The 23,590-nt window shown below is 59.6% G+C and carries 21 protein-coding genes; 8 read left to right on the top strand and 13 right to left on the bottom strand.

The window, feature by feature from the left end:
• Positions 1-44: 44 nt before the first annotated feature.
• The 4 genes from I3J13_RS14095 to I3J13_RS14080 all read right to left on the bottom strand — a co-directional run bounded on the left by I3J13_RS14095 (position 45) and on the right by I3J13_RS14080 (position 3,143).
• On the bottom strand, positions 45-260 hold the full coding sequence (locus tag I3J13_RS14095; protein ID WP_003494703.1) for a cold-shock protein: 216 nt from the start codon (positions 258-260) through the stop codon (positions 45-47).
• A gap of 445 nt (positions 261-705) precedes the next feature.
• On the bottom strand, positions 706-1,608 hold the full coding sequence (locus tag I3J13_RS14090; protein ID WP_196379188.1) for a DMT family transporter: 903 nt from the start codon (positions 1,606-1,608) through the stop codon (positions 706-708).
• A gap of 150 nt (positions 1,609-1,758) precedes the next feature.
• Positions 1,759-2,070 (bottom strand): hypothetical protein, encoded by a 312-nt coding sequence (locus I3J13_RS14085; RefSeq protein ID WP_080816331.1) that lies wholly within the window; start codon positions 2,068-2,070, stop codon positions 1,759-1,761.
• Between the two features lie 146 nt (positions 2,071-2,216).
• Complete coding sequence (locus I3J13_RS14080) at positions 2,217-3,143, bottom strand: EAL domain-containing protein (protein ID WP_059757465.1); 927 nt, start codon at positions 3,141-3,143, stop codon at positions 2,217-2,219.
• Between the two features lie 211 nt (positions 3,144-3,354).
• Here I3J13_RS14080 and I3J13_RS14075 point away from each other — a divergent pair, with 211 nt between their 5' ends.
• The gene (locus I3J13_RS14075) at positions 3,355-4,557 is read left to right on the top strand and encodes a pyridoxal phosphate-dependent aminotransferase (RefSeq protein WP_035263659.1); all 1,203 of its coding nucleotides are present in this window, start codon (positions 3,355-3,357) and stop codon (positions 4,555-4,557) included.
• A 58-nt stretch (positions 4,558-4,615) separates the two neighbouring features.
• Here the strand turns inward: I3J13_RS14075 and I3J13_RS14070 are convergent, their stop codons facing one another.
• Complete coding sequence (locus I3J13_RS14070) at positions 4,616-5,722, bottom strand: calcium:cation antiporter (RefSeq protein ID WP_196379187.1); 1,107 nt, start codon at positions 5,720-5,722, stop codon at positions 4,616-4,618.
• Positions 5,723-5,916: 194 nt separating this feature from the next.
• Here I3J13_RS14070 and I3J13_RS14065 point away from each other — a divergent pair, with 194 nt between their 5' ends.
• Positions 5,917-6,183, top strand: a complete 267-nt coding sequence (locus I3J13_RS14065) for a DUF2188 domain-containing protein (protein WP_003522857.1) — start codon at positions 5,917-5,919, stop codon at positions 6,181-6,183.
• Between the two features lie 109 nt (positions 6,184-6,292).
• Here the strand turns inward: I3J13_RS14065 and I3J13_RS14060 are convergent, their stop codons facing one another.
• Positions 6,293-7,237, bottom strand: coding sequence for a LysR family transcriptional regulator (locus I3J13_RS14060; protein WP_003522856.1), 945 nt, complete (start codon positions 7,235-7,237; stop codon positions 6,293-6,295).
• An 89-nt stretch (positions 7,238-7,326) separates the two neighbouring features.
• On the opposite strand from I3J13_RS14060, the gene I3J13_RS14055 reads away from it, so the two are divergent.
• Both I3J13_RS14055 and I3J13_RS14050 read left to right on the top strand, forming a co-directional pair.
• Entirely contained in the window at positions 7,327-8,364 is a 1,038-nt protein-coding gene (locus I3J13_RS14055) for an NAD-dependent epimerase/dehydratase family protein (protein ID WP_196379186.1), read from the top strand.
• A complete protein-coding gene (locus I3J13_RS14050) occupies positions 8,364-8,753 on the top strand; it encodes a DUF6220 domain-containing protein (RefSeq protein ID WP_196379185.1) in 390 nt (129 codons plus the stop codon). Before I3J13_RS14055 ends, I3J13_RS14050 begins: the two co-directional genes overlap by 1 nt.
• Positions 8,754-8,806: 53 nt before the next feature.
• Here the strand turns inward: I3J13_RS14050 and I3J13_RS14045 are convergent, their stop codons facing one another.
• The 4 genes from I3J13_RS14045 to trxB all read right to left on the bottom strand — a co-directional run bounded on the left by I3J13_RS14045 (position 8,807) and on the right by trxB (position 12,832).
• The gene (locus tag I3J13_RS14045) at positions 8,807-9,919 is read right to left on the bottom strand and encodes an alkene reductase (protein WP_003522853.1); all 1,113 of its coding nucleotides are present in this window, start codon (positions 9,917-9,919) and stop codon (positions 8,807-8,809) included.
• Positions 9,920-10,046: 127 nt separating this feature from the next.
• Positions 10,047-10,337, bottom strand: a complete 291-nt coding sequence (locus I3J13_RS14040; RefSeq protein ID WP_003522852.1) for an ArsR/SmtB family transcription factor — start codon at positions 10,335-10,337, stop codon at positions 10,047-10,049.
• A 599-nt stretch (positions 10,338-10,936) separates the two neighbouring features.
• Entirely contained in the window at positions 10,937-11,833 is an 897-nt protein-coding gene (locus tag I3J13_RS14035) for a LysR family transcriptional regulator VtlR (protein ID WP_020011327.1), read from the bottom strand.
• A gap of 24 nt (positions 11,834-11,857) precedes the next feature.
• Positions 11,858-12,832, bottom strand: a complete 975-nt coding sequence (gene trxB, locus I3J13_RS14030; RefSeq protein ID WP_020811380.1) for a thioredoxin-disulfide reductase — start codon at positions 12,830-12,832, stop codon at positions 11,858-11,860.
• Between the two features lie 266 nt (positions 12,833-13,098).
• Between trxB and I3J13_RS14025 the strand changes: the two genes are divergently transcribed.
• Positions 13,099-13,566 carry an Lrp/AsnC family transcriptional regulator gene (locus tag I3J13_RS14025; RefSeq protein ID WP_020811379.1) on the top strand — a complete coding sequence of 156 codons (468 nt, stop codon included), beginning with the start codon at positions 13,099-13,101 and terminating at the stop codon, positions 13,564-13,566.
• A 31-nt stretch (positions 13,567-13,597) separates the two neighbouring features.
• Here I3J13_RS14025 and I3J13_RS14020 read toward each other — a convergent pair whose 3' ends face one another.
• Positions 13,598-14,653, bottom strand: coding sequence for a glycosyltransferase family 4 protein (locus tag I3J13_RS14020; protein ID WP_196379184.1), 1,056 nt, complete (start codon positions 14,651-14,653; stop codon positions 13,598-13,600).
• A 90-nt stretch (positions 14,654-14,743) separates the two neighbouring features.
• Positions 14,744-15,220, bottom strand: coding sequence for a transcription elongation factor GreA (gene greA / locus I3J13_RS14015; protein ID WP_003522847.1), 477 nt, complete (start codon positions 15,218-15,220; stop codon positions 14,744-14,746).
• A 221-nt stretch (positions 15,221-15,441) separates the two neighbouring features.
• Here greA and I3J13_RS14010 point away from each other — a divergent pair, with 221 nt between their 5' ends.
• The 3 genes from I3J13_RS14010 to I3J13_RS14000 all read left to right on the top strand — a co-directional run bounded on the left by I3J13_RS14010 (position 15,442) and on the right by I3J13_RS14000 (position 19,413).
• Positions 15,442-16,674, top strand: a complete 1,233-nt coding sequence (locus I3J13_RS14010; RefSeq protein WP_003522846.1) for a putative DNA modification/repair radical SAM protein — start codon at positions 15,442-15,444, stop codon at positions 16,672-16,674.
• On the top strand, positions 16,674-18,122 hold the full coding sequence (locus I3J13_RS14005; RefSeq protein WP_196379183.1) for a UdgX family uracil-DNA binding protein: 1,449 nt from the start codon (positions 16,674-16,676) through the stop codon (positions 18,120-18,122). The genes I3J13_RS14010 and I3J13_RS14005 overlap by 1 nt, the downstream gene beginning before the upstream one ends.
• Before the next feature lie 151 nt (positions 18,123-18,273).
• Complete coding sequence (locus tag I3J13_RS14000) at positions 18,274-19,413, top strand: GGDEF domain-containing protein (RefSeq protein WP_196379182.1); 1,140 nt, start codon at positions 18,274-18,276, stop codon at positions 19,411-19,413.
• Positions 19,414-19,979: 566 nt separating this feature from the next.
• On the opposite strand, the gene carB is transcribed toward I3J13_RS14000, so the two are convergent.
• Positions 19,980-23,468, bottom strand: a complete 3,489-nt coding sequence (gene carB, locus I3J13_RS13995; protein ID WP_003522842.1) for a carbamoyl-phosphate synthase large subunit — start codon at positions 23,466-23,468, stop codon at positions 19,980-19,982.
• Between the last annotated feature and the right edge of the window lie 122 nt (positions 23,469-23,590).

Raw genomic sequence — 23,590 nt, 5'->3', positions numbered from 1 at the left:
GCATTCCTGCCGGGCTTCAACTAGAAAAGAAAGCCGTTTTAGGGTCAGCCAGCAATCTGCAGATTGACTGCCTTCGGCCCCTTGCCGCGACGATCCGGTTCCGTGTCGAAGCTCACTTTCTGATTTTCTGAAAGTCCGGACAGGCCAGAAGCCTGTACGGCAGAGATGTGAACAAAGATATCAGCGCCACCATTGTCTGGCTTGATGAAGCCGAAGCCTTTGTCTGTATTGAAGAATTTTACGGTGCCAGTTTCGGCCATGCATCAGGTCCTTTTCGCTCTGCCCGCGTTCAGCTACAGGCAGCATTACAGTTTTGCCCCGCGTGGGCGTTGGCAGGCAGTTTTTGACTATTGAGAAAATGGACCTTCGCAGCGGGAAGTAATGGCGTTCTCATCCAACGTTTTTCGTCCCACCGCCCGAGGTTTATAGCGTCCCCAGTGCGCAAAATTATAGGCCTTCCCATGCTCGCAAATTGCCCGAACCGCGGTAGAGTGATGCGTTTATCGAAAATTGGCAAGCAAAAGTTTTCACGGGCTTTTTGTCAGATAAAAAACCTGCGGTAGAATAACATCGCGCAATCGCATATTTTTTCCGCAGAAGCGACAGTTGATGAAATAATTGCCGTTTGCCGCAGGGATTTCACGGCAAAATTTGAATGCCCTATCTGGATTTATGGCTGAACGAGAAAAATAAGTTCTTTTTGCGTCAGGCCGCTCCAGCCATGGATTTTTGCCGTTTACGCGTCAATTCCGGCACCAGTTCCACGATCAGGATCGCGATGAATATGATCAGGCAGCCGATATAGCCGGCGCTTGAAATGGTTTCCTTCAGGAACACCGAAGCCAGCAAAGCGCCGAAAAGCGCTTCTGAAGACAGGAATATCGCGGCCTGCGGGGCGGTGGTGTAACGCTGGCCGATGACCTGCAGCACGAAGGCGAGGCCGGAGGAGACGAGGCCGACATAGAGGATTTCCGCCAGCGACGCCTCGATGGAGGCCATGCTGATCGGTTCGAACACGACACCGATCATGCAACTAAGAAGGGAGCAAACAGCGAACTGGGTGCAGGAAAGCGCCAGCGGCCTTCCGCTTTCGGAGACGAAGCGTCCGGCCAGCGTGATCTGGATCGCCCAGAAGAAGGCGCAGATGATGCTGAGAATATCGCCCGTGGTCAGCGCCTCGAATGCGCCGCCGGAGAGCAGGAATATGCCGCCCAGCATCATGAGCGCGCATGGCCAGACGATCCAGTGGGGATGACGCCGGTAAAGCACGACGGCGATCACGGGTACGAAGATGACGTAAAGCCCGGTCAGGAAGCTGGAATTGGTGACGGTCGTGGTCAGGAGCCCGACCTGCTGGGTGGTGGCGCCGCCGAACAGGGCCAGACCCACGAGGATGAAGCTGCCGATTTCGCGCCGGCGCGGCGGCGATTTCAGCGATCGTGTTTCCATGAGTGCGAAGGGCAGCACGGCGATGGCGGCGATGGCGAAACGGAGGCCGACGAACCAGAACGGGCCGATAGAGGCCATGGCGGAGGATTGCGCGACGAAGCCGCCTCCCCAGATTGCTGCGGCGAGCAGAAGCAGCATATTGGCCTGAATACGCGTCATTGTTGGCACCAGCACGGCAGGGCCGGAAGATCATTCAGTCGCGGCCGTGGCAATTCGGGGATTTTTGAAATATCGATCCGCGATGCGGATGACTGTTTCCGGGTGCTTTAGCAGCAACCTGCCGATGCCGCAAGTCGAGGGAAGGGCCGCTTATTTGTAGCGGCGGGCCTCGTCCTTCAGGCTGCGCCGGGTGAGCATCAGGCCGCCAATGCCGAGGCCGATGAAGGCCGCGGCCGAAAGGACGATGAGCAGGATGTGGGGACCCGCTTTCGTCGTCGCCGCCACCTGCGGAATGGCGGATGTATGCAGCGTATCGACCGCCTGGGCAGCCGCATTGGCCGAGGTTGCGATGCCGGCGGCCATGGTGACGATGACGAGAAAAGCCGCAACGGCCATCCAGAGGGAAAACAGCGTTCTCTGCGCCCTTAACCTTTCAACGGAAGTCCGATCGTTGGTAAACATGGCTGTCGCCTCTTGTCCCTGTTCTTAAAGGATAAAAGAGGCTTCGAAATGGACGGCTTGGAGACCGAATTCTGGCGTTCCGCGGCATTTATTGCGGCAATATTGTGGCAAAGCCGGTTAGGAGAGCCGTTTGGCCGGATTTGGCGTCAGAGGCCGCGTTTTCCGAAGGTCCGGGTCTGGCGAAGCGGGTGCGGATCGGCGGGGCGTTCTTCCCGGAAAAATGCCGGTGGCGCAGGGCCTCTTTCCGCCCTTGACGGGGCGAAATATTCACTGCCGAGTTCCGGGAAACGTGTGTCGAAACTGGTCGGGGCGAGTTCTGGCTTTGCCAGCACATAACCCTGCATCAACAGGACGCCGAGTTCCTCGCACAGATCGACCTGCCATGCGGCTTCCAGTCCTTCGAAGACCGGCTCTATGCCATCGGCGCGAAACTGGCTGACGATGACGCGCAGAAGGGCAGCACCCGCCGAATTCTGCATGAAATCGCGCACCCAGCCGGCTTCGAATTTCACATAGTCCGGCTTGATGAGCTTCACCCGGTCGATGTCGGAATCGCCGGCGCCATAGTCATCGAGCGCCACGCGAAAGCCGATATCATGCATGTGGTAGGCGAAGTCAGCGACCATCTGCGTGTCGGAGGCTTTTTTCTCGGAGATTTCGCAGACGATGCGATCCGCCGTCATGCCGGCCTCGTGGGCAGCAAGACGCATGCGCTCCACTTCCTGGCGCATCTTGGCCGGGGTCTGGAACAGGCCCGGATGGAAGTTGACGAAGATGCGGGCGCGGGACCGGTTGAGCCTGCCGGTGTTGAGAATGTGGATCGTGCGCAGGATGCTGTCGATATTTTCGATATCTTCCGGCGCGACCAGCGAGAAGAATTCGCCCGGCGTCACCGGCTCGCCATTGCGATGAGGACGCACCAGACCCTCGAAGGAATCGATGTCGAGAATACCGCTCGCCGTGCGGCGGAAAATGGGCTGCAGGGCCGATTTCAGGTTGAAGGTGCTATAGGCCGTGGACCATGTGCCATCGACCTCGCGGACAAGACTGGAAAAGATGCTTTTGAGCGCCATTTTTCAACCAGCTATAGAGACACGACCTCTAGGCTCGCGAATGTAGCGTATCAAGCGTTACTTCCGGGTTAAGGAAGGTTTAAATTCTGCGATGCAGCACATAAGCCGGCTTTTGACCTTGAAAGAAGGCCTGTATTTCGACATAGAAAATGCCGCAGATGACAAGTTTTCCAACCTCTGCTGATGTCAACCCCAATAGGACCGATTAAAAATGGCCTTCCTTGCCGACATTCTCTCCCGCGTAAAGCCATCCGCCACCATCGCCGTTACCCAGAAAGCCCGTGAGCTGAAAGCGAAGGGCCGCGATGTGATCAGCCTTGGCGCCGGCGAGCCGGATTTCGATACGCCCGAAAATATCAAGGAAGCGGCCATCGACGCCATCAAGCGCGGCGAAACGAAATACACGCCGGTTTCGGGTATTCCGGAACTGCGTAAGGCGATTGCCGACAAGTTCAAGCGTGAAAACGGGCTGGACTACAAGCCGGAGCAAACGATTGTCGGCACGGGCGGCAAGCAGATCCTCTTCAACGCCTTCATGGCCACACTGAACCCGGGCGATGAAGTCGTCATTCCGGCGCCCTACTGGGTCAGCTATCCGGAAATGGTGGCGATCTGCGGCGGTACGCCGGTTTTCGTCGACGCCACGCTGGAAGACAATTTCAAGCTGAAGCCGGAAGCGCTGGAAAAGGCGATCACGCCGAAGACCAAGTGGTTCGTGTTCAACTCGCCGTCCAACCCGTCGGGCGCCGCGTATTCGCATGACGAGCTGAAGGCGCTGACCGATGTGCTGGTCAAGCATCCGCATGTCTGGGTGCTGACGGACGACATGTATGAGCACCTGACCTATGGCGATTTCAAATTCGTCACGCCGGTCGAAGTCGAGCCTTCGCTCTATGACCGCACGCTGACGATGAACGGCGTCTCCAAGGCCTATGCCATGACCGGCTGGCGTATCGGTTACGCTGCTGGCCCGCTGCCGCTGATCAAGGCCATGGACATGATCCAGGGCCAGCAGACCTCGGGCGCAAGCTCGATTGCGCAATGGGCCGCTGTCGAAGCCTTGAACGGCACGCAGGATTTCATTCCGGCCAACAAGAAAATCTTCGAAGGCCGTCGCGATCTCGTCGTTTCCATGCTCAACCAGGCCAAGGGCATCAGCTGCCCGGCTCCGGAAGGCGCATTCTACGTTTATCCTTCCTGCGCCGGCCTGATCGGCAAGACCGCGCCGTCGGGCAAGGTCATCGAGACGGATACGGATTTCGTTTCCGAGCTTCTGGAAGCCGAAGGCGTCGCCGTCGTGCAGGGATCGGCTTTCGGCCTCGGCCCGAACTTCCGCATTTCCTACGCCACGTCGGAAGCGCTGCTGGAAGAGGCCTGCAAGCGCATCCAGCGCTTCTGCGCCGATTGCCGCTGATCGGTTGCGATCTCAAATGAAGAAGCCCGGCAGCGATGCCGGGCTTTTTTCGTTTTGGTCAAAGCCCCTGAAACAGCAGCATGATGAAGGTGGCGAAGAGAATGAAATGCGTCATTCCTTCAATCGCGTTGGTTTCGCCGTCATTGAGATTGATGGCGGCGGCGATGAGGGTGATGAAGACCATGACGGTCTGAACCGGCGTCATCGCCATGATGAAAGGCTGGCCGGTATAGAGCGCGATACCCTCCATGACGGGCACGGTGAGGATGACCGTCGACAGCGATGCGCCCATGGCGATATTGACCACGGCCTGCATGCGATTGCGCAGGGCGGAGCGGAGCGCGGTGAGGATTTCCGGCGATGCCGAGATGGTCGCCACCACCACCGCCATCAGCGCCGGCGGCGCGCTGGTGCCCTCGAGACTTTCGCTTAAGAAGGCCGACATGAATTCAGCCAGCACACCGATCAGCACCACGCCAGCGATGATGAGGCCGATGGAGAGCGGTACGCTGCCTTCGTCCTCCTCTTTCGCATGGCCGTCCGATGCCTGGCCGGCCGGATGCGCCTTGCGGGGATAGGCATAGCTGAAGAAATAGCTGTGCGGGCCGACCTGCATTTTGAGGAACAGGGCATAAAGCGCGATCATCGCGACGATGGTGAAGGCGGAGTAGACATGCCAGCTTTCATTGGGGATGAATTCCGGCACGATCATCGAAATACCCATGGCGGTGAGGATCATCACGCCATAGGTCTTGCCGGAATCGTCATTATAGGGCTGCTCGCCGTGGCGAAGACCGCCGAGCAACGCCGCGAGACCGAGAATGCCGTTGATGTCGATCATCACGGCGGAATAGATCGTATCCCGCACCAGAGTGGGCGAACTGGATTCGCTCATGATGATGGCGAGGATCAGCACTTCCACCGCGACGGCCGACAGCGTCAGGATCATGGTGCCGTAAGGGTCGCCGACCTTGGTGGCGAGGATTTCGGCGTGATGGGCAACCCGCATCGAGACGAGGACGATGAGCCCGATCAGCGCGACTGCGGCGATAAGCGCCGCCGTTTTTCCGGCTTCGAATATTGCATGTTCGGCCAGATAGGCGGTGATTGCCGCCGGTATCGCCAGCAGCAGCATGCGCTCCTGTTTCAGAATAGAACCCGCCATCGATTTCCCTTCCCCCTGATCGGCTCAGGCTGTGACGTATCGTCCCCCAGATCAAGCAGGATTTGCGCTTGAATGCTTTTGGTAGGATAGTGGTGTTGCAGGACATGCTGCTCATGCCGCGGTGTCCCATCGGGTGCAATGCTTGAAACGCGGTTGTGGTTGCCATGTCGCCTACCGAGACAGGAGGACCATGCATGACCAAAGTGGTATATGAAATTGTCGAACATGACGGAGGCTTCGCTTACCGCATGAACGGCGCTTATTCCGAAACATTCCCTTCTTATGCGGATGCAGTCGAGGCTGCGCGCATCGTTGCCGCCGAACAGCAGGTGGGGGGCGATGACGAGGAAATCAGCTATCAGGATGAGAGCGGCCACTGGCATGAAGAATACAGCCAGGGCGGCGACCGGCCGGAAGCCGAGGTGGTCGACAAGACGACGCAGCAGGCCAGACCGTTTTGATCAGCGATCCGTGGATTTCCAGCAAAGCCGGGATCACTTTGCGTATTCCGCCGGTCTCTTTCAGGCAATTGCGGATGCCGGCCTGCGTGGCATCGATGCGGGATCGGCATTAGCGCCGTTTCGGCGGGGCGCCCGGATCGGTTTCTTTAAGATGACCCTTGAGGCCTTCGACGAGGGCGCTGAACACGGCACGACATCGCGGCGAGGTCTTGAGATTTTCATGCATCGCGACCCAGGTGTGGAGCGGAATGTCGATTTTCGGAAGAACCTGAACGAGCCGGGGGTCCTTGCGCGCCAGGCCGATCTGACAGACGCCGATGCCTGCGCTGGCGCGGATCATGGCAAGCTGGGCGAGATTGCTGTCTGCGCGGATTTCAAAGGAAATTTCCTCAATATCGGGTATGTCCGGATCGAGCGAGCGCATCCGCTGGATGGCCGCCCGGATGAAAGGCGTCTTGCGGTCGAAACCGACCATCCGGTGGTGGTTCAGATCTTCCATGCTCTTCGGGGTGCCGGCTCTTGCCAGATAGTCGCGCGTCGCATGAAATCCCAGACGGAAATTGCCGATATAACGCATGACGATTGCATCCTGCTGCGGTTCGGTCATGCGAATGGCGATATCCGCCTCGCGCCTTAAAAGGTCTTCCAGCGTATCGGAGAGCGAAAGCTCGATTTCAAGCCGCGGGTGAACCTCCTGCATGGCCGTGATGATCGGCGGCAGCATTTCCACGCCGATGATATCAGATGCGCTGATGCGCACCGTGCCTTCGATCTTGCCGACTTCGCCAGAGGCCGCGCGCATCAGGGCGGCGGTCGTCGCCGCGAGATTTTCCGCATAGGGGCGGAGCGCAAGCGCTGCTTCCGTCGGCATCAACCCGTGCGGCGAGCGGATGAACAGCGGAAAGCCGACGGCCTCTTCCAGCGCGCCGATGTGACGTCCCGCCGTCGGCTGGGTGATGCCAAGCTCACGGGCGGCGGCGGACAGCGAACCGTCGCTCAGCACGCTGAGGAAGGTGCGATAGAAATCCCAGCTGATGTCACGGTTTCTCGTCATAAGATTTTGTATAGCTGCTCCACTCATTTCGATAATTTCGTATATCGCGGAACGGGACGATACTCCAGCCCACAACAAGGAGTACGGCAATGATATATGAAAACAACGCAAATACAGCGCGGAATGAACGGCCTCTGGCCCTGATTTTGGGGGTGAATGGCGGTGTCGGCAGTCAGGTCTCCAAAATGCTGCAACAACGGGGATGGCGGGTAAGGGCGATGACGCGCCAGCGGACGTCAACGGGCGCCACGGACGGCGTCGAACGTGTGGCCGGGGACGCCATGAACCGGCAGGATGTGATGGATGCGGCAAAAGGCGTGAGCCTCATCGTCCATGCGGTCAATCCTCCCGGATATCGCAACTGGGAAAGCCAGGTGCTGCCGATGCTCGACAATACCATCGCCGCCGCCGAGGCCTGCGGGGCGAGGATCGTCTTTCCGGGCAGCGTCTATAATTTCGGCCCGGACGCCTTTCCGCTTCTGACGGAAGACAGCCCGCAAAAGCCGTTCACCCGCAAGGGCGCATTGCGTGTGGAGATGGAGCGGCGGCTGAAAATGGCGTCGATGCGCGGCGTGCCGGTGCTGATCGTCCGCGCCGGGGATTTCTTTGGGCCGGACGCGAGAAACAACTGGTTTTCGCAGATGCTGGTGAAGCCCGGAAAGCCGGTCCGGAGTGTCCAGAATCCCGCCGCGCCCTATGCCGGGCATCAATGGGCCTATCTGCCGGATGTCGCCGAGACCATTGGCCGGCTGCTGGACCGCGCAGGCGAGCTTCCGGCTTTCGCCGTCTATCACATGGAAGGTTTCTGGGATTTCGACGGGCTGCAACTGGTTGAAGCCATCGAGCGGGTTGTCGGGCATCCGGTCAAGAGGCGACAGCTATCCTGGTCGGGCATCAAACTGGCCGCTCCCTTTGTTCCCCTGTTCCGCGAAGTGCTGGAAATGCAATATCTCTGGCATATGCCGATCCGGATGAGCAATCGCAGGCTGACGGATTTCCTCGGAACGGAACCCAGAACACCGATCGACATCGCGGTAGCGACGACGCTTGCGAGCCTCGGCTGCCTTGAACAGAGGCCGCAGCCGTCGAGCCTTCCGCATCCGGCCGATGCCGGGGGCAGGGTGTGATGGCCACGGTTGCGAATGGGATGTCGGCCCGGCGTCGCGTGTTTGCCGTGATTTCGGCAAGCGTGCCGGTGCTGATCTTCGCGCAGGTGCTGCTGGCCGGGCTGTCGATCTATTACGATGGATCGCTGCTTTCGCTGCACAAGGGGCTCGGCTTTCTGATCGCCGTTCCGATCCTGTCGCTGGCGGTTCTCGCTTCTCTATATGGCGATCTGCGGCCGACCCTTGCCCGCACGCTGGTCCTGCTTGGTCTTTACTGTCTTCAGGTGGCCCTGATGAGCATCGGCCGGGAAACGGGCAATGGCTTTCTGCAGGCGCTGCATGTGCCCAACGCCTTCGTCATGGGTGCGTTTTCCGATTTTGCCGCGCGGCAGGCGCGAAGCCTGCGCTGAAAGAAAACGCCGCACCGCTTTCGGGCAGTGCGGCGTCTTTGCTTTATCCCTTATCAGGCAAGCGCCGGATAGTCGGTGTAACCTTCGGCTCCGCCGCCATAGAAGGTCGGCTGGTTCGGCTCGTTGAGCGGCGCGTCGTTTTTCAGGCGGCGGACCAGATCCGGATTGGCGATGAAGGCCTTGCCGAAAGCCACTGCGTCGACTTTACCGCTTTCAACCGCCTCGATGGCGCTCTCACGGTCGTAGCCATTATTGGCGATCCACAGACCCTTCCCGCCGGCATTGCGATAAGCGGCCTTGAAGGCGGCATAGTCGAAAGGCTTGTCGCCCTGCTTGAAATCGCGCGGGCCGCCGGTTGCGCCTTCAACGACATGGATGAAGGCGAGATTGCGCTTGCCGAGCTGTTCCGCCACGTAGTTATAAAGCGGCTGCGGATCGGCTTCGAAAATGTCGTTGGCGGGCGTGACGGGCGAGAGGCGGATGCCGGTGCGGCCTGCGCCGATCTCTTCCGCCACCGCATCGACAACTTCGAGCAGGAAGCGGGCGCGGTTTTCGATAGAGCCGCCATAATCATCCGTGCGCTGGTTGGTGCTGGATTTCAGGAACTGCTCGATCAGGTAGCCATTGGCGGCATGGATTTCGACGCCGTCGAAACCGGCCTCCAGTGCTGCGCGGGCGCCGCTGCGGTAATCCTCGAGGATGAGGCCGATATCGTCGATGGTGAGCGCACGGGGCTCGGAGGTTTCGGCAAAAGCGCCGGTGCCGTCATCATTGATGATATAGGTCTTCGACTTGGCCGGAATGGCGGAAGGCGCGACCGGCTGGCCGCCATGCGGCTGCAGCGAGGTGTGGGAAATGCGGCCCACATGCCAGATCTGCGCGACGATCTTGCCACCGGCCGAATGCACGCCATCGGTGACCTGTTTCCAGCCTGCGATCGCTTCCCGCTTGTAGAGGCCGGGAACGTCAGCGTAACCCTGACCCTGCTGGGAAATCGGCGTGCCTTCGGTGACGATCAGCCCGGCCGTGGCGCGCTGCTCGTAATAGGTGGCGTTGAGATTGTTGGGAATGGCGCCCGGCGAACGGTTGCGGGTGAGGGGGGCCATGACGATACGGTTGGCGAGTGCGATATCGCCGGCCTGTGCCGGTTCGAAAAGACTGGTCATGCGACTTCACTTTCTGGTCGGTTGGCGAAATTGCGCGGGGGACGCGCTGTCTTTCTGTCTGGGTGCCGGAATGAAAACCGCCTTGCGGTTTCCGGTCCGACACCCCGAGGCTCAAAGCTTGGGAGGCTCAGAGATTGGCTTGCAGATAATTGCGGAAGGCGTCGATGGTTTCCTCGTTGCGTTCGAAAAACACCCATTGCCCGACCTTTTTCGACCTTATCAGGCCGGCTGCCTGCAACACCGCCAGATGCGACGAGACGGTGGATTGCGACAGGCCGCTGATCTGAAACTGGTTGGCGCATACACCCATGCTGAGGGGATGCTCCTGGCAGAAGTGACTTTCCGGAGACTTCAGCCATTCCAGGAATTTCAGCCTTGCGGGGTGCGAAAGGGCTTTGAGGATTTCCTCCGGGTTCATCGGTGTTTCTTCAATATCTGGCATGTCCGATATTTATATCGGTCATTGTCGATATACAAGTCACGTCTCTGTGAGGATCAAGAGGGCGGGCAGGCATTTCAAAAAAAGAAGGCCGCTGGATATCTCCGCGGCCTGATAAGTTTGAAGGTCAAAACCTCCAGAGGGGAACAGCTGTCGCGTGCCTTGGGCGAGCGTGACAGCTGACTAAAATATGGGTGTGGGAATAATGCAAAACAAGGTTGCATCATGCGATATTTCGCCAATTCGGAGAAAATTCTTGCGGGTAAAAAAAGAGGGCCGCCGGATGGATCCAGGGCCCTTTAAGTGTGAAGGTCAAAAACCTCCAGAGGGGAACAGCTGATGCGGTGGAACTGGGAGGAAAAGCCACCGTGTGCATCAGCTGAGAGCGATATGGTGCTTTTTTGTGCACGAAACAACTCTTTTTTGTGCAGGTCAGGCATGCGCACCACGCAGCCCTCGATATTTCCGGTATATTTTATGTGCAATGCTCCCGGGCGGCGCAGGTGCGCCGCTCGGGTGTTGCGCCATATAAGTTATTGAAATTTAAAGACTATAACCAAACGCCGATTATTTTAACGTCAGAAGTTCCAGTTACGCGCCTTTGCGACGATGAAGTCGCGGAAGGCTTTCAACTTTGCAGCGTTTTTCATCTCATCGGGATAGCAGAAATAGGTATCGAAGGACGGAATATCTGCGGCGAGCGATAGCTGGATAAGGCCCGGATCGCGGCCGACGATATAATCCGGCAAGCAGGCGATGCCGATTCCCAGCAGGCAGGCGCGCTTGATCGAGGTCTGGCTGTTGATCTGCAGATGCGGCGTGCGCGTATTGTCGGAGGACCGCCCAGCATTCTCCAGCCAGTTGACGTCCAGCAGATAGTTGGGCGCCGGTTCGCCGAAGGAAATGATGCGGTGATTGTCGAGATCCTCGATCGACTGCGGCTCACCATGGCGGTTGATATAGGACGGCGCGGCATAGACGTGCATGTGCACCGTGAACAGCTTGCGCTGAATGAGGTCCGACTGCTGCGGCTGGCGCAGGCGGATGGCGCAATCGGCGTGACGCATGTTCACGTCCAGCTCCTCATTGTCGAGGATGAGCTGGATCGACATTTCCGGATAGAGCTGCAGGAATTCCTGCACCTTGTCCGTCAGCCAGCCCTGGCCGAGACCGACGGTGGTCGTCACGCGCAGCTTGCCGCTCGGCTTCTCCGTCGTTTCGGTGAGCTGCATCTTGACGGTTTCGAGCTTCAGCAGCACGTCATGGGCGGTGCGATACAGCAACTCGCCCTGTTCCGTGAGGATGAGGCCGCGAGCGTGGCGATGGAACAGCTTGACGCCGACATCCTGCTCGAGCGCGCTGACCTGACGGCTGATGGCCGACTGGGACAAATGCAGCTTGTCGGCAGCGTGGGTGAAAGACCCCGCTTCGGCAGCCGCATGAAAAATGCGCAGTTTATCCCAGTCCAATGGCATTGCCATGCCTACCCTGCCTTTCGGTTATTCCGCTGCGACAGCAAGCGGTTGATGCGCGGTGAGATAACGTTCCGCTTCCAGCGCGGCCATGCAGCCCATGCCGGCTGCGGTGATCGCCTGACGGTAAATGTCGTCGGTGACGTCGCCAGCCGCGAAGATGCCTTCCACGTCGGTCGCCGTGGAATCGGGGGCGGTCCACATGTAGCCGTTGTCTTTCAGCTTCACCTTGCCCTTGAACAGCTCGACCGCCGGCGCATGGCCGATGGCGACGAAGACGCCGTCGATGGGGAATTCGCTGATCGCACCGGTCTTGGTGTCGCGCAGTTTCACGCCGGAAACGGAAGGCGGCATTGGCGGCTTTGCGGGCGCACCGGTAATTTCGGCGATTTCCGTGTTCCAGAGAATCTTGACGTTTTCCTTGGCGAACAGCCGTTCCTGCAGGATTTTTTCCGAGCGGAAGCTATCGCGGCGGTGAACGACGGTGACCGACTTGGCGATATGGGCGAGGTACAGCGCTTCTTCCACGGCGGAGTTGCCGCCGCCGACCACGATCACATCCTTGTTGCGATAGAAGAAACCGTCGCAGGTGGCGCAGGCGGAAACGCCGAAGCCCTGGAAATGCTGCTCGCTCTCAATGCCGAGCCACTTGGCCTTGGCGCCGGTGGCGATGATCAGCGTATCGGCGGTCCAGACCTGACCGGAATCGGTCTTGACCACGAAAGGCCGTACATTGGTTTCAACTTCGGTGACGAGGTCGCTGACGATTTCCGCGCCCACATGCGTCGCCTGCTTCAGCATCTGGTCCATCAGCCACGGACCCTGGATCGGATCGGCAAAGCCCGGATAGTTCTCGACATCGGTGGTGATCATCAACTGGCCGCCCTGTTCCATGCCGGCGATCAGCACGGGTTTCAGCATTGCGCGGGCCGCGTAGATCGCCGCGGTATAACCGGCGGGACCGGAGCCGATGATCAATACCTTCGTGTGGCGGGCAGACATGGAAGCGTTCCTTTCAATAACGGGGCCTTTCCCTGGCAGCGCCTTTCGGCACCGGGCCTAGGAGCCGCATGACCGCGGACAGGCCTCAACCCCTTCGTTGCCCGGTATTTAAGGTTGTCTAGTGTCTTTATTCAAGGGCAGCCTTGCGTTACCAACAAGGCAGTTGTGGATGTGCGCGCAATTTTGTGACCAGGCGGTGGCATAATGTTGCGAATCCCGCGCCGAATAGTAGAAGGAAGTTCCACAGCTTAACGAGGTACTCCTCCGTGACCAGCGTCGAACTCGATGCCATCGATCTGAAAATCCTGCGCGAATTGCAGCGCGACGGGCGCATGACCAATGTGGAACTGGCCGAAAGGGTCGGTATTTCCGCGCCGCCCTGCCTCCGGCGCGTCCGCAAGCTGGAAGAGGCGGGTGTGATCGAGGGTTATCACGCCATGTTGAACGCGCCGAAGCTCGGTTTCGATCTCGTCGCCTTCTGCATGGTCGGCCTCAAGCGCCAGTCGGACAGCAATCTGAAGGCCTTTGCGGCGGCAACCGCCGGCTGGTCGCTGGTGCGTCAGGCCTGGATGGTATCGGGCGAAAGCGATTTCCTGCTGCACTGCGTGGCGAAGAACCTGACCGAGTTTCAGGATTTCGTCATCGAGGTTCTGACGGCGGACGAAAATGTCGATACGGTGCGCACCATGCTCACCATCCGGCAGGTCAAGCGCGTCGGTCTGGTGGAAATCTGAGCGGCAGGCTTCGTTCCTGCCTTAAGACGCGTTACCCGCGCCGCAAAGCCTCATAGACTTCGCCGAGCCTCGTGGCCTCTTTCTCAAGCGGAAATGTGCTGCGTACATGCGAAAGCCCGGCCTTTGCATGGCTCTCGGCCAGAGCTGGGTCGGCAAGATAGGTCCTTATCGCATCCCTGAGTGATGCATAGTCACCCGCCTCGACGACAGCGCCGGTTTCGCCCTTGACGATCATTTCCTCATAGGCGCCGGCGGTGCTGGTGACGACGGCCGTTTCCGATGCCATGGCCTCGAGCGGCGTCAAGCCGAAACCTTCGTTGCGCGATGGGGCGACATAGAGCGTCAGCCGCCGGTACCACGGCTTGATGTCATCCACCTCACCCTGAAACACGATGCGGTCCGATAGGCCGGCGGCCTTGACATCGGCCTCGAGTGCCTCGGCAAAAGCCTTGTGTTCCGCCGTTACCCGGCCGGAAACAATGGCCGTCCATTGCGGATGGGCGGGCAAAAGCTCGATCATGGCGCGCACGAAGAGATCGGTGCCCTTCTGGTGGCGCACCCGTCCAAAGCAGCCGATGAGATATTGTCCCGGCAGGCCGGTTGCCGCGATTGTGTCTTCCGGGCCGGTTGCCGGATGGAACAGGTCGGTATCGACGCCATGCATGACAACGCGATGGGGTACTTCCAGAAACGAGCCGGAGCGGGTGCTGGTCGCGACCACGGCATCCATCTTCGAAATCAGAAACCGTGTATAGGCGGAATGTCGCCTCTGTGCGGCCGAGGTGAACAGTAGCTTCACCTTCATGCGCAGCACGTCACGCATGAAAAGACCCGGCAACATTTCGAGGTTGCGCCGGGCATGCCAGATGCGCGGGCCGCCCCGCGGGCCGTTTTGCCAGAGCCGCCACAGATCGCGGAAGCGCACATGCGGCAGATGCGGCGGCAAACCCGGTCCAATGACGGCCACCTTCTGTCCCAGCCGGTTCTGCACCGGAATGAGCTGAACGATGGTGGAGGTGACGCCGGAGAGCCTGCGTTTGAAATTCGGCGCAAGCACCTGCACATCTTTCAGACTGACGTGGGACAAGATGGGCTTCCGTCTTTGCGGCTAATTCGGGGGATTGAAGACGTCAAGAAAAGCAATGCGCCCGCATGGGGCGCATTGCATGTGAGGGCATCAGCCCCACTGAACCGCGAGAATCTCGTAGCCCTTGGCGCCGCCAGGCGCGTTGACTTCGATGCTGTCGCCGACTTCCTTGCCGATGAGCGCGCGGGCGATGGGCGAGGAGATGGAGATGCGACCGGCCTTCACATCGGCTTCCTGGTCGCCGACGATCTGATAGGTCTTTTCCTCGTCGCTATCCTCGTCCACCAGCTTGACGGTGGCGCCGAACTTGATCTTCGAGCCCGACATCTTGGAGAGATCGATGACTTCCGCGCGTGCGGTCAGGTCTTCGAGTTCGGTGATGCGGCCTTCATTGTGGCTCTGTGCTTCCTTGGCAGCATGGTACTCGGCGTTTTCCGAAAGGTCGCCATGGGCGCGCGCTTCCGCAATCGCCTCGATGATACGGGGGCGTTCCTCCTGCTGGCGCCAGCGCAGCTCCTCCTGCAGCTTGACGAATCCACCCTGAGTCATCGGTACTTTTTCTACCATTTTTTTATCCTTCGCAGTCCTGTCGCTTTACTTGCAGACACAAAAAGAAACAGGTTCCGGAGGGGAACTCCGGAACCATGCCAAAATCATAACTGAGCCGACTATATCAGAAGACGACAGCGAAATGCCAGCAAATTTGAGGTGCGAATATTTCCTCATGTAATCAATGTCTTACCATATTTCATTGACATTCGTCTATGGAACATATAGTGAACATACTCATGAAGAAGTCGATCAGGCAACGGCTGGCCATTCTCTCCGACGCGGCGAAATACGATGCCTCCTGCGCATCGAGCGGCACGACAAAACGCAACTCCGCAGCATCGGGCGGTCTGGGCTCCACGGAAGGGTCGGGCATCTGCCATGCCTATGCGCCGGACGGGCGCTGCATTTCGCTTTTGAAAATCCTGCTCACCAACTTCTGCATCTATGATTGCGCCTATTGCATCAACCGTTCCTCCAGCAATGTCGAGCGGGCGCGGTTCACGCCGGAAGAGGTGGTTTGGCTGACGCTGGAGTTTTACCGGCGCAACTATATCGAGGGGCTGTTTTTGTCCTCCGGCATCATCCGTTCCTCCGATCATACGATGGAGGAGATGGTGCGCGTGGCGCGGGAGTTGCGGGTTACCCATGGTTTTCGTGGGTATATCCACCTGAAATCCATTCCCGAAGCATCGCCCAGGCTCATCGAGGAGGCAGGGCTCTATGCGGATCGTCTCTCGATCAATATCGAATTGCCGACCGATAGCGGCATTGGCCGTTTCGCGCCGGAAAAGCAGCCCGTCAATATTCGCCGCTCCATGGCCGATATCCGCCTGAAGATCGAGGAGGCCGGGGAGCCGACCGTCCGGACACGCAAGACCAGGCGCTTTGCGCCCGCCGGGCAGAGCACGCAGATGATCGTGGGGGCGGATGGCGCTGACGATAGCACCATTCTCTCCACCAGCGCCCGGCTTTATGGCAGCTACGGTTTGCGGCGCGTCTATTATTCGGCCTTCAGCCCCATTCCTGATTCGTCGAAAAACCTGCCGCTCATCAAGCCGCCGCTGATGCGGGAACACCGGCTTTATCAGGCCGACTGGCTGTACCGCTTTTATGGCTTCGATATCAGCGAGATAACGGCGATCGGGGGCGATGGCATGCTCGATCTCGACATCGACCCGAAACTCGCCTGGGCGCTGAAACATCGCGACCGTTTCCCGGTGGACGTCAATGCGGCGGATCGGGAAATGCTGCTGCGTGTGCCCGGTTTCGGCACCAAGACGGTGGCCTCCGTTCTCTCGTCACGGCGGTTCCGGCGGCTGCGGCTAGAGGACATCGCGCGTTTCGGCGTTTCCCTGAAAAAGGTAAAGGCTTTCATCGTTGCCGAGGGCTGGACGCCGGGCAAGCTGACCGAGCGGCCGGATTTGCGGGCGATGTTTGCGCCGCAGCCCGAACAATTATCGCTGTTGTGATGTACGGTCCGGTGCTGGAAGGGCGGGGCGATTTCGGCGAGTGGCGCGATGCCGCGCGTGCGGCCCTTGCCGCCGATATTCGGCCGGAGACGATTGACTGGCGGTTGCGGGATGACGGGGCAGGGCTGCTGGATTTCGCCGGCGAGCCATTGCCGACGGTCGATGCCGGCAATGGGCAGGTTTCCGTTCCGGCCTCGTTCGTGGCGCTGGCGCAGGCTGTCATCTGCCACGGCGATCCCGGCCGGTTTGCGTTGCTTTACCGGTTGTTGTGGCGGCTGAAGCGGGACCGAGCCCTGTTGCAGTTCAAGTCCGATCCGGATGTTGCAGAGGCCCGCTTGCTCGAGAAATCGGTGCGCCGGGATTGTCACAAGATGACGGCCTTCGTCCGTTTCAAGGAGTTGCCCTTGCCGCAGGGGCAGGGCGGGCGACGGCGGTTCGTGGCCTGGTTCGAGCCGGATCATTTCATCGTCGAGCGAACGGCAGCGTTTTTCCAGCGACGGTTTACCGATATGGACTGGTTGATCACCACACCGAAAGGGTCCGCCCGATGGGATGGAAGCGAGCTGCAAACCTCACGGGAGGCGGCGGCGAAGCCTGATCTGACGGACGAGACGGATGAACTCTGGCGGACCTATTATGCCAATATATTCAATCCGGCGCGCCTCAAGATCAAAGCCATGACGGCGGAGATGCCGAAGAAATACTGGAAGAACCTGCCGGAAGCCGATCTCATTCCCGACCTCATCCTCGGCGCGGAGGCGCGGGTACTGGAGATGGCCGCCAGGGCGGCAAGCCAGCCGCAGCCCTTTCACCATCGCCTGCAGGCTGCGGCCGCTGCACGGGAGATGCCGCAACCCGTGCCGGACGGCACGCTCGCGTCGCTGGCGCGCGAGGCCGGCCGTTGCACCCGCTGCCCCCTGCATTGCAGCGCCACGCAAACGGTTTTCGGTGCGGGGCCGGAGGATGCGGAAATCATGATCGTTGGCGAACAGCCGGGCGATCATGAAGATCTGGCCGGAAAGCCTTTTGTCGGCCCGGCCGGCCAGCTTTTCGACCGGACTCTTGCCGATGTCGGTATCGAGCGTAAAAAGCTCTACATCACCAATGCCGTCAAGCACTTCAAATATGAAACGCGCGGCAAACGGCGCATCCATCAGCGCCCGAATGCGGGCGAAGTGGAGCAATGCCGCTGGTGGCTCAATCAGGAAATCGCGCTTATTCGGCCGAAGCTGATCGTTGCCATGGGCGCAACGGCGCTTTATGCGCTGACCGGCGGCAAGGAAAAGCTCTCGGAGATTCGGAGCCGTCCCCTGCCGATGGAGGAAGGCCGAACGCTTTTTGTCACCGTGCACCCGTCCTATCTCCTACGCCTTGCCGATGGGCAGGTGAAAGAGGCGGAAACGATGCGGTTCAAGAAGGATATTAGTTTTATTAGAATATTCGAATAAATTTCCATTTACGCGCTGGAGATTTATTCAATATTCGAGCCGTAACTTGCAGTAGTATCATTTACTGATTATTTATCTGTTATTTTTATTGAAATTTTATACTTAATATTATAATTAAGTTCTCTGAATTTATTTACCGTATGGACAAATCATGTTGGGTGAACTCGACCTTGCGACAGTCATACTGATGCAAAAGTGTTCTTACATCGTTGGGCTTTTGAGTTTTATCTATCTGAAAATGACCAATCGCGGCTTGCGCGGTCCCGTCCCCCTTGCGGCGGGTTTCGCCTCGATGGCGATTGGCTCCACGCTTGCCGGTTACGGCGAATGGGGAATATTGTCGCCGGCCCTGTGGCGGCTCGGCAGTGTCGTTTTCGGTATTGTGGGTTACGCGCTGATCTGGCTCGGCTTGAAGGCGTTGAGCGATGGGCGTTCCGTCGACCGACGGACCGTATCCATTGTCTGCCTCATTTCCGTACTGGCGATGGTGGTCGCGCAGCAGGTGGCGGACAATAATGCGTATCGCGCGGCGCTCTTCAACGGCTGCGCATCGCTGGCCTATCTCGCCGGGGCATCGGTGCTTTTCGCCAGATGGCGCAGAGAGCCGCTGCTTTCCCGCCTGGCGCTGGGTGGCATCACCGGCGTCTCCGGTCTCATTTCGCTATCGGTGGTGAAAAGCGTGCTTTTCCCCGATTTTGCCACCATCGATCTGGTCAATGCGTTCTTCTTCATCATCATGCTGAACTTCGCCATTGCCCTGTTCGTGATGATGCTCGTGGCCGAGCGGTCAGAACGCAAACTGCTGGTTCTTGCGAATACCGACCCGCTGACGGGCGTTAAGAACCGGCGTTTCTTCTTCCAGACCATGCCTGCGACGCCGGATCCCGCCGATGCGGCCATGTTGCTGGATATCGATCACTTCAAGTCGATCAACGACCGTTTTGGCCACGCCGTTGGCGATAGCGTGCTGCAGGAAGTGGCAAAGCGTATCGGCGGCAGCATCCGCGGCGGGGACGTGCTGGCGCGTTACGGCGGAGAGGAATTCATCATCTACCTGCCGGGCGCCGGCGTTCGCAAGGCCTGCATGATCGGCGAACGCATTCGCGATGCGATTGCAGTAACCGAGGTCGATTGCGGCGGTCTGCGTGTCGGCGTCACCATCAGCATCGGCGTTGCCGCCACTGGCGAGATGCGCTGCGATCTCCAGACGCTTGCGGAAATGGCTGATCGCGCACTTTACCGCGCGAAAATGGAAGGGCGCAATTGCGTTCGGGAGGCGCAGGCGGCATAGGCGGTGCTTCGGGCCGTCGATCTTTCCGCAGGGCCCACCGCATCTTCGTGTCGTGTAGCGTCGTTGTTGCCCTTCGGTCTAAAAGGGCGGCTTGTCTGCTTCATCCGCCGTGGCGCGGCGGGACAGGGCCTCTTCAGAAGAACCTCGATCTGGGCATTGACGCTGCGCAATTCGCCGCTCGCGGTGTGCCGGATCATGTTCAATATTGCGGGTTCGATCCGCAGCGGAAAAGCCACCCGCTCCGGTCCCGGTGGACGTCCAGCCATGGTCAGTCCCTCAAGGCAGTGCTTTGGCGTATTGGGGCCAGGCGTTCCCATCGCCGGGACCCTATGGCGGGGCGCTTCAGCATCTTCATGGAGCGTTTGACCGGAGCTTTGGCAACGGCGCGGCGAATGGCTGCGGGCGATCCGTCATTGAGCAATAGGGACATCATGGGCCTCGTTCGAACCTGATGTTTTGATACCGGCAATGAATTGCAGCAGGATTACGCAATGCAAAACGCCGCGGGCATGGTGACCCGCGGCGTTTTGTTTTCATTCAGCGTTGGAACCTGCGGTTCGCGCAGCTTACTGGAAGTAGCTCTGCAGCGGCTTCACTTCCAGATTGCCGGCCTTCAGTGCCTTGATGGCAAGCGCTGCCGCTTCCGCGCCGGCCATCGTCGTGTAGTAAGGCACCTTCTGCATCAGCGTCGCGCGGCGCAGCGACTTCGAGTCAGAAATCGCCTTGTTGCTGTCGGTGGTGTTGATGACGAGCTGGACCTGACGGTTGCGGATGGCGTCTTCGATATGCGGACGGCCTTCCTGCACCTTGTTGATCTTTTCGGCGTTGATGCCCTTTTCGGCGAGGAAACGCTGGGTGCCGCCGGTGGCCAGTACCTTGAAGCCGCTTTCCACGAGAATGCGGATGGCGGGCAGAACGCCTTCCTTGTCCTCGTCACGCACCGAGACGAAGACCGCGCCGGAGCGGGGCAGATCGACGCCAGCGCCGAGCTGGCTCTTGGCGAAGGCCAGCGCGAAATCGGTATCGAGGCCGATGACTTCGCCGGTCGAGCGCATTTCCGGTCCGAGCAGGATGTCGACGCCGGGGAAGCGGGCGAAGGGGAAGACGGCTTCCTTGACGGCGATGTGCTTCAGGTTGCGCGGATCGGGCTTTTCGCCGTAAGCGGCAATCGCGGGATCGAGCTTCTCGCCGGCCATGACGCGGGCGGCGATCTTGGCGATCGGCGCACCGATGGTCTTCGCCACGAAAGGCACGGTGCGCGAGGCGCGCGGATTGACTTCGAGAACGTAGATCGTGCCGTCCTTGATGGCATATTGCACGTTCATCAGGCCGCCGACATTGAGCGCCTTGGCAAGCGCCGTCGTCTGGCGTTCCAGCTCGTCGACGATCTCTTTCGACAGAGAACGGACCGGCAGCGAGCAGGCCGAGTCGCCCGAATGGATGCCGGCTTCTTCGATGTGCTCCATGATGCCCGAGACGAAGACGCTTTCGCCGTCGCACAGCGCATCGACGTCCACTTCGACGGCGTTGGTCAGGTAGCTGTCGAACAGCAGCGGGTTCTTGCCGAGCAGGGTGTTGATCTGGCCGGTCTTGTCGTTCGGGTAACGCTGCTTGATGTCCTCGGGTACGAGGCCCGGAACCGTGTCGAGCAGATAGGTCTGGAGCTGGCCTTCCGAATGGATAATCTGCATGGCGCGGCCACCCAGAACGTAGGAGGGACGAACGACCAGCGGGAAACCGATTTCGGAAGCGACGAGGCGAGCCTGCTCGACCGAATAGGCGATGCCGTTGTTCGGCTGGGCGAGATCGAGCTTCATCAGCAGCTTCTGGAAGCGGTCGCGGTCTTCTGCAAGGTCGATCATGTCAGGCGCGGTGCCGAGGATCGGGATACCGTTCTTTTCCAGCGCTTCGGCCAGCTTCAGCGGGGTCTGGCCGCCAAACTGCACGATGACGCCGACCAGTTCGCCCTTTTCCTGTTCGGCACGCATGATCTCGATCACGTCTTCGGCCGTCAGCGGCTCGAAATAGAGGCGGTCGGAGGTGTCGTAGTCGGTGGAAACGGTTTCCGGGTTGCAGTTGATCATGATTGCTTCGAAGCCGGCATCCTTCAGCGCGAAGGCGGCATGGCAGCAGCAATAATCGAACTCGATGCCCTGGCCGATGCGGTTCGGACCGCCGCCGAGGATGACGACCTTCTTGCGGTCGGAAACCTGCGCTTCCGAGCGGGCTGCGCCGACGAAGGGAATTTCATAGGTCGAATACATGTAAGCGGTCGGCGACGCGAATTCGGCCGCGCAGGTGTCGATGCGCTTGAAGACCGGGCGAACGTTCAGGCTGTTGCGCAGCTCGGCCACTTCCTTCGGGCGCTTGGACGTCAGGCTGGCGAGGCGGGCGTCGGAGAAGCCCATGGCTTTGAGCATGCGCAGGTTTTCGGCATCCTGCGGCAGGCCGTGCTCGCGGATGCGGGCTTCCATGTCGACGATGGCCTTGAACTGGGCGATGAACCACGGATCGATCTTCGAGTTCTCGTGGACTTCCTCTTCGCTCATGCCCATGCGCAGCGCCTGGGCGACCATGCGCAGGCGGTCCGGCGTCGGCGTGCCGATGGCGGCGCGGATGGCGTTCTTGGAGCCTTCGCCTTCCTCATAGCCGGGGATTTCGATTTCATCGAGACCGGTGAGGCCGGTTTCCATGCCGCGCAGCGCTTTCTGCAGCGATTCCGCGAAGGTGCGGCCGATGGCCATGACTTCGCCGACCGACTTCATGGCGGTGGTGAGGATCGGCGAAGCGCCGGGGAATTTCTCGAAGGCAAAACGCGGGATCTTGGTGACGACGTAGTCGATGGAAGGTTCGAACGAAGCAGGTGTCGCGCCGCCGGTGATGTCGTTCTCAAGCTCATCCAGCGTGTAGCCGATGGCGAGCTTGGCGGCGATCTTGGCGATGGGGAAGCCGGTCGCCTTGGAGGCGAGGGCGGAGGAGCGCGAGACGCGCGGGTTCATTTCGATGACGACGAGGCGGCCGTCCTTCGGGTTGACGGCGAACTGCACGTTCGAGCCGCCGGTTTCGACGCCGATCTCGCGCAGCACCGCAATCGAGGCGTTGCGCATGATCTGGTATTCCTTGTCGGTCAGCGTCAGCGCCGGCGCGACGGTGATGGAATCGCCGGTGTGAACGCCCATCGGATCGATGTTTTCGATGGAGCAGATGATGATGCAATTGTCCGCCTTATCGCGGACGACTTCCATCTCATATTCCTTCCAGCCGAGAACCGATTCTTCGACCAGAACTTCCGTCGTCGGCGAGGCGTCGAGACCACCGGATACGATGTCGAAGAATTCCGAGCGGTTATAGGCAATGCCGCCGCCGGTGCCGCCGAGCGTGAAGGAGGGGCGGATGATGGCCGGCAGGCCGACATGATCGATTGCCTGCGCGGCGATTGCCATGGCATGGGCCATGTAACGCTGCTTGCGGTCGGTTTCGCCGAGGTTCCACTGGTTTTCGAGATCGTCCAGCGCCTTGTCGAGATCGGGGCCGGAAAGCTTGCCCTTCAGCTCGGTGCGCGCTGCCTCGTGCTTCTTGCGGTCGGCATCCTTGATTTCGGTGGCGTTGGCCAGCATGGAGCGCGGAGTTTCAAGGCCGATGCGGGCCATGGCTTCGCGGAAGAGGGCTCGGTCTTCGGCCATGTCGATGGCTTCCGGCTTCGCGCCGATCATTTCCACATTGTAACGGTCGAGAACGCCCATGCGCTTGAGAGAGAGCGCGGTGTTGAGCGCGGTCTGGCCGCCCATGGTCGGCAGAAGGGCATCCGGACGCTCCTTGGCGATGATCTTCGCCACGACTTCCGGCGTAATCGGCTCGACGTAAGTGGCGTCGGCAAGGCCCGGATCGGTCATGATCGTCGCCGGGTTGGAGTTGACCAGAATGACCCGGTAACCCTCTTCCTTCAGCGCCTTGCAGGCCTGTGTGCCGGAATAGTCGAATTCACATGCCTGGCCGATGACGATCGGTCCCGCGCCGATGATGAGGATGGACTTGATATCTTGGCGCTTCGGCATGGCTCTCTCGTTCCGCTTTTCGGTTGCGCAAAACACCGGCCAGGGTGAAGGATCACCGGCCGGGGGGCGCAATTCAAATGTTTTCAGGCTAGAAGCGGCTTATAGGCAAATGTTTTTGAGAA

Source organism: Agrobacterium leguminum (assembly GCF_015704895.1).
GTDB classification, from domain to species: Bacteria; Pseudomonadota; Alphaproteobacteria; order Rhizobiales; family Rhizobiaceae; genus Agrobacterium; species Agrobacterium leguminum.
The sequence above is the reverse complement of the archived record's forward strand: the minus strand, read 5'-3'. Positions and strand labels throughout refer to the sequence as shown.

Bases quoted from the DNA above. Each gene is read 5' to 3' on its own strand.
- I3J13_RS14095 (WP_003494703.1), bottom strand. From the start codon at position 260: ATGGCCGAAACTGGCACCGTAAAATTCTTCAATACAGACAAAGGCTTC.
- I3J13_RS14090 (WP_196379188.1), bottom strand. From the start codon at position 1,608: ATGACGCGTATTCAGGCCAATATGCTGCTTCTGCTCGCCGCAGCAATC.
- I3J13_RS14085 (WP_080816331.1), bottom strand. From the start codon at position 2,070: ATGTTTACCAACGATCGGACTTCCGTTGAAAGGTTAAGGGCGCAGAGA.
- I3J13_RS14080 (WP_059757465.1), bottom strand. From the start codon at position 3,143: ATGGCGCTCAAAAGCATCTTTTCCAGTCTTGTCCGCGAGGTCGATGGC.
- I3J13_RS14075 (WP_035263659.1), top strand. From the start codon at position 3,355: ATGGCCTTCCTTGCCGACATTCTCTCCCGCGTAAAGCCATCCGCCACC.
- I3J13_RS14070 (WP_196379187.1), bottom strand. From the start codon at position 5,722: ATGGCGGGTTCTATTCTGAAACAGGAGCGCATGCTGCTGCTGGCGATA.
- I3J13_RS14065 (WP_003522857.1), top strand. From the start codon at position 5,917: ATGACCAAAGTGGTATATGAAATTGTCGAACATGACGGAGGCTTCGCT.
- I3J13_RS14060 (WP_003522856.1), bottom strand. From the start codon at position 7,237: ATGACGAGAAACCGTGACATCAGCTGGGATTTCTATCGCACCTTCCTC.
- I3J13_RS14055 (WP_196379186.1), top strand. From the start codon at position 7,327: ATGATATATGAAAACAACGCAAATACAGCGCGGAATGAACGGCCTCTG.
- I3J13_RS14050 (WP_196379185.1), top strand. From the start codon at position 8,364: ATGGCCACGGTTGCGAATGGGATGTCGGCCCGGCGTCGCGTGTTTGCC.
- I3J13_RS14045 (WP_003522853.1), bottom strand. From the start codon at position 9,919: ATGACCAGTCTTTTCGAACCGGCACAGGCCGGCGATATCGCACTCGCC.
- I3J13_RS14040 (WP_003522852.1), bottom strand. From the start codon at position 10,337: ATGAACCCGGAGGAAATCCTCAAAGCCCTTTCGCACCCCGCAAGGCTG.
- I3J13_RS14035 (WP_020011327.1), bottom strand. From the start codon at position 11,833: ATGCCATTGGACTGGGATAAACTGCGCATTTTTCATGCGGCTGCCGAA.
- trxB (WP_020811380.1), bottom strand. From the start codon at position 12,832: ATGTCTGCCCGCCACACGAAGGTATTGATCATCGGCTCCGGTCCCGCC.
- greA (WP_003522847.1), bottom strand. From the start codon at position 15,220: ATGGTAGAAAAAGTACCGATGACTCAGGGTGGATTCGTCAAGCTGCAG.
- I3J13_RS14010 (WP_003522846.1), top strand. From the start codon at position 15,442: ATGAAGAAGTCGATCAGGCAACGGCTGGCCATTCTCTCCGACGCGGCG.
- I3J13_RS14005 (WP_196379183.1), top strand. From the start codon at position 16,674: ATGTACGGTCCGGTGCTGGAAGGGCGGGGCGATTTCGGCGAGTGGCGC.
- I3J13_RS14000 (WP_196379182.1), top strand. From the start codon at position 18,274: ATGTTGGGTGAACTCGACCTTGCGACAGTCATACTGATGCAAAAGTGT.
- carB (WP_003522842.1), bottom strand. From the start codon at position 23,468: ATGCCGAAGCGCCAAGATATCAAGTCCATCCTCATCATCGGCGCGGGA.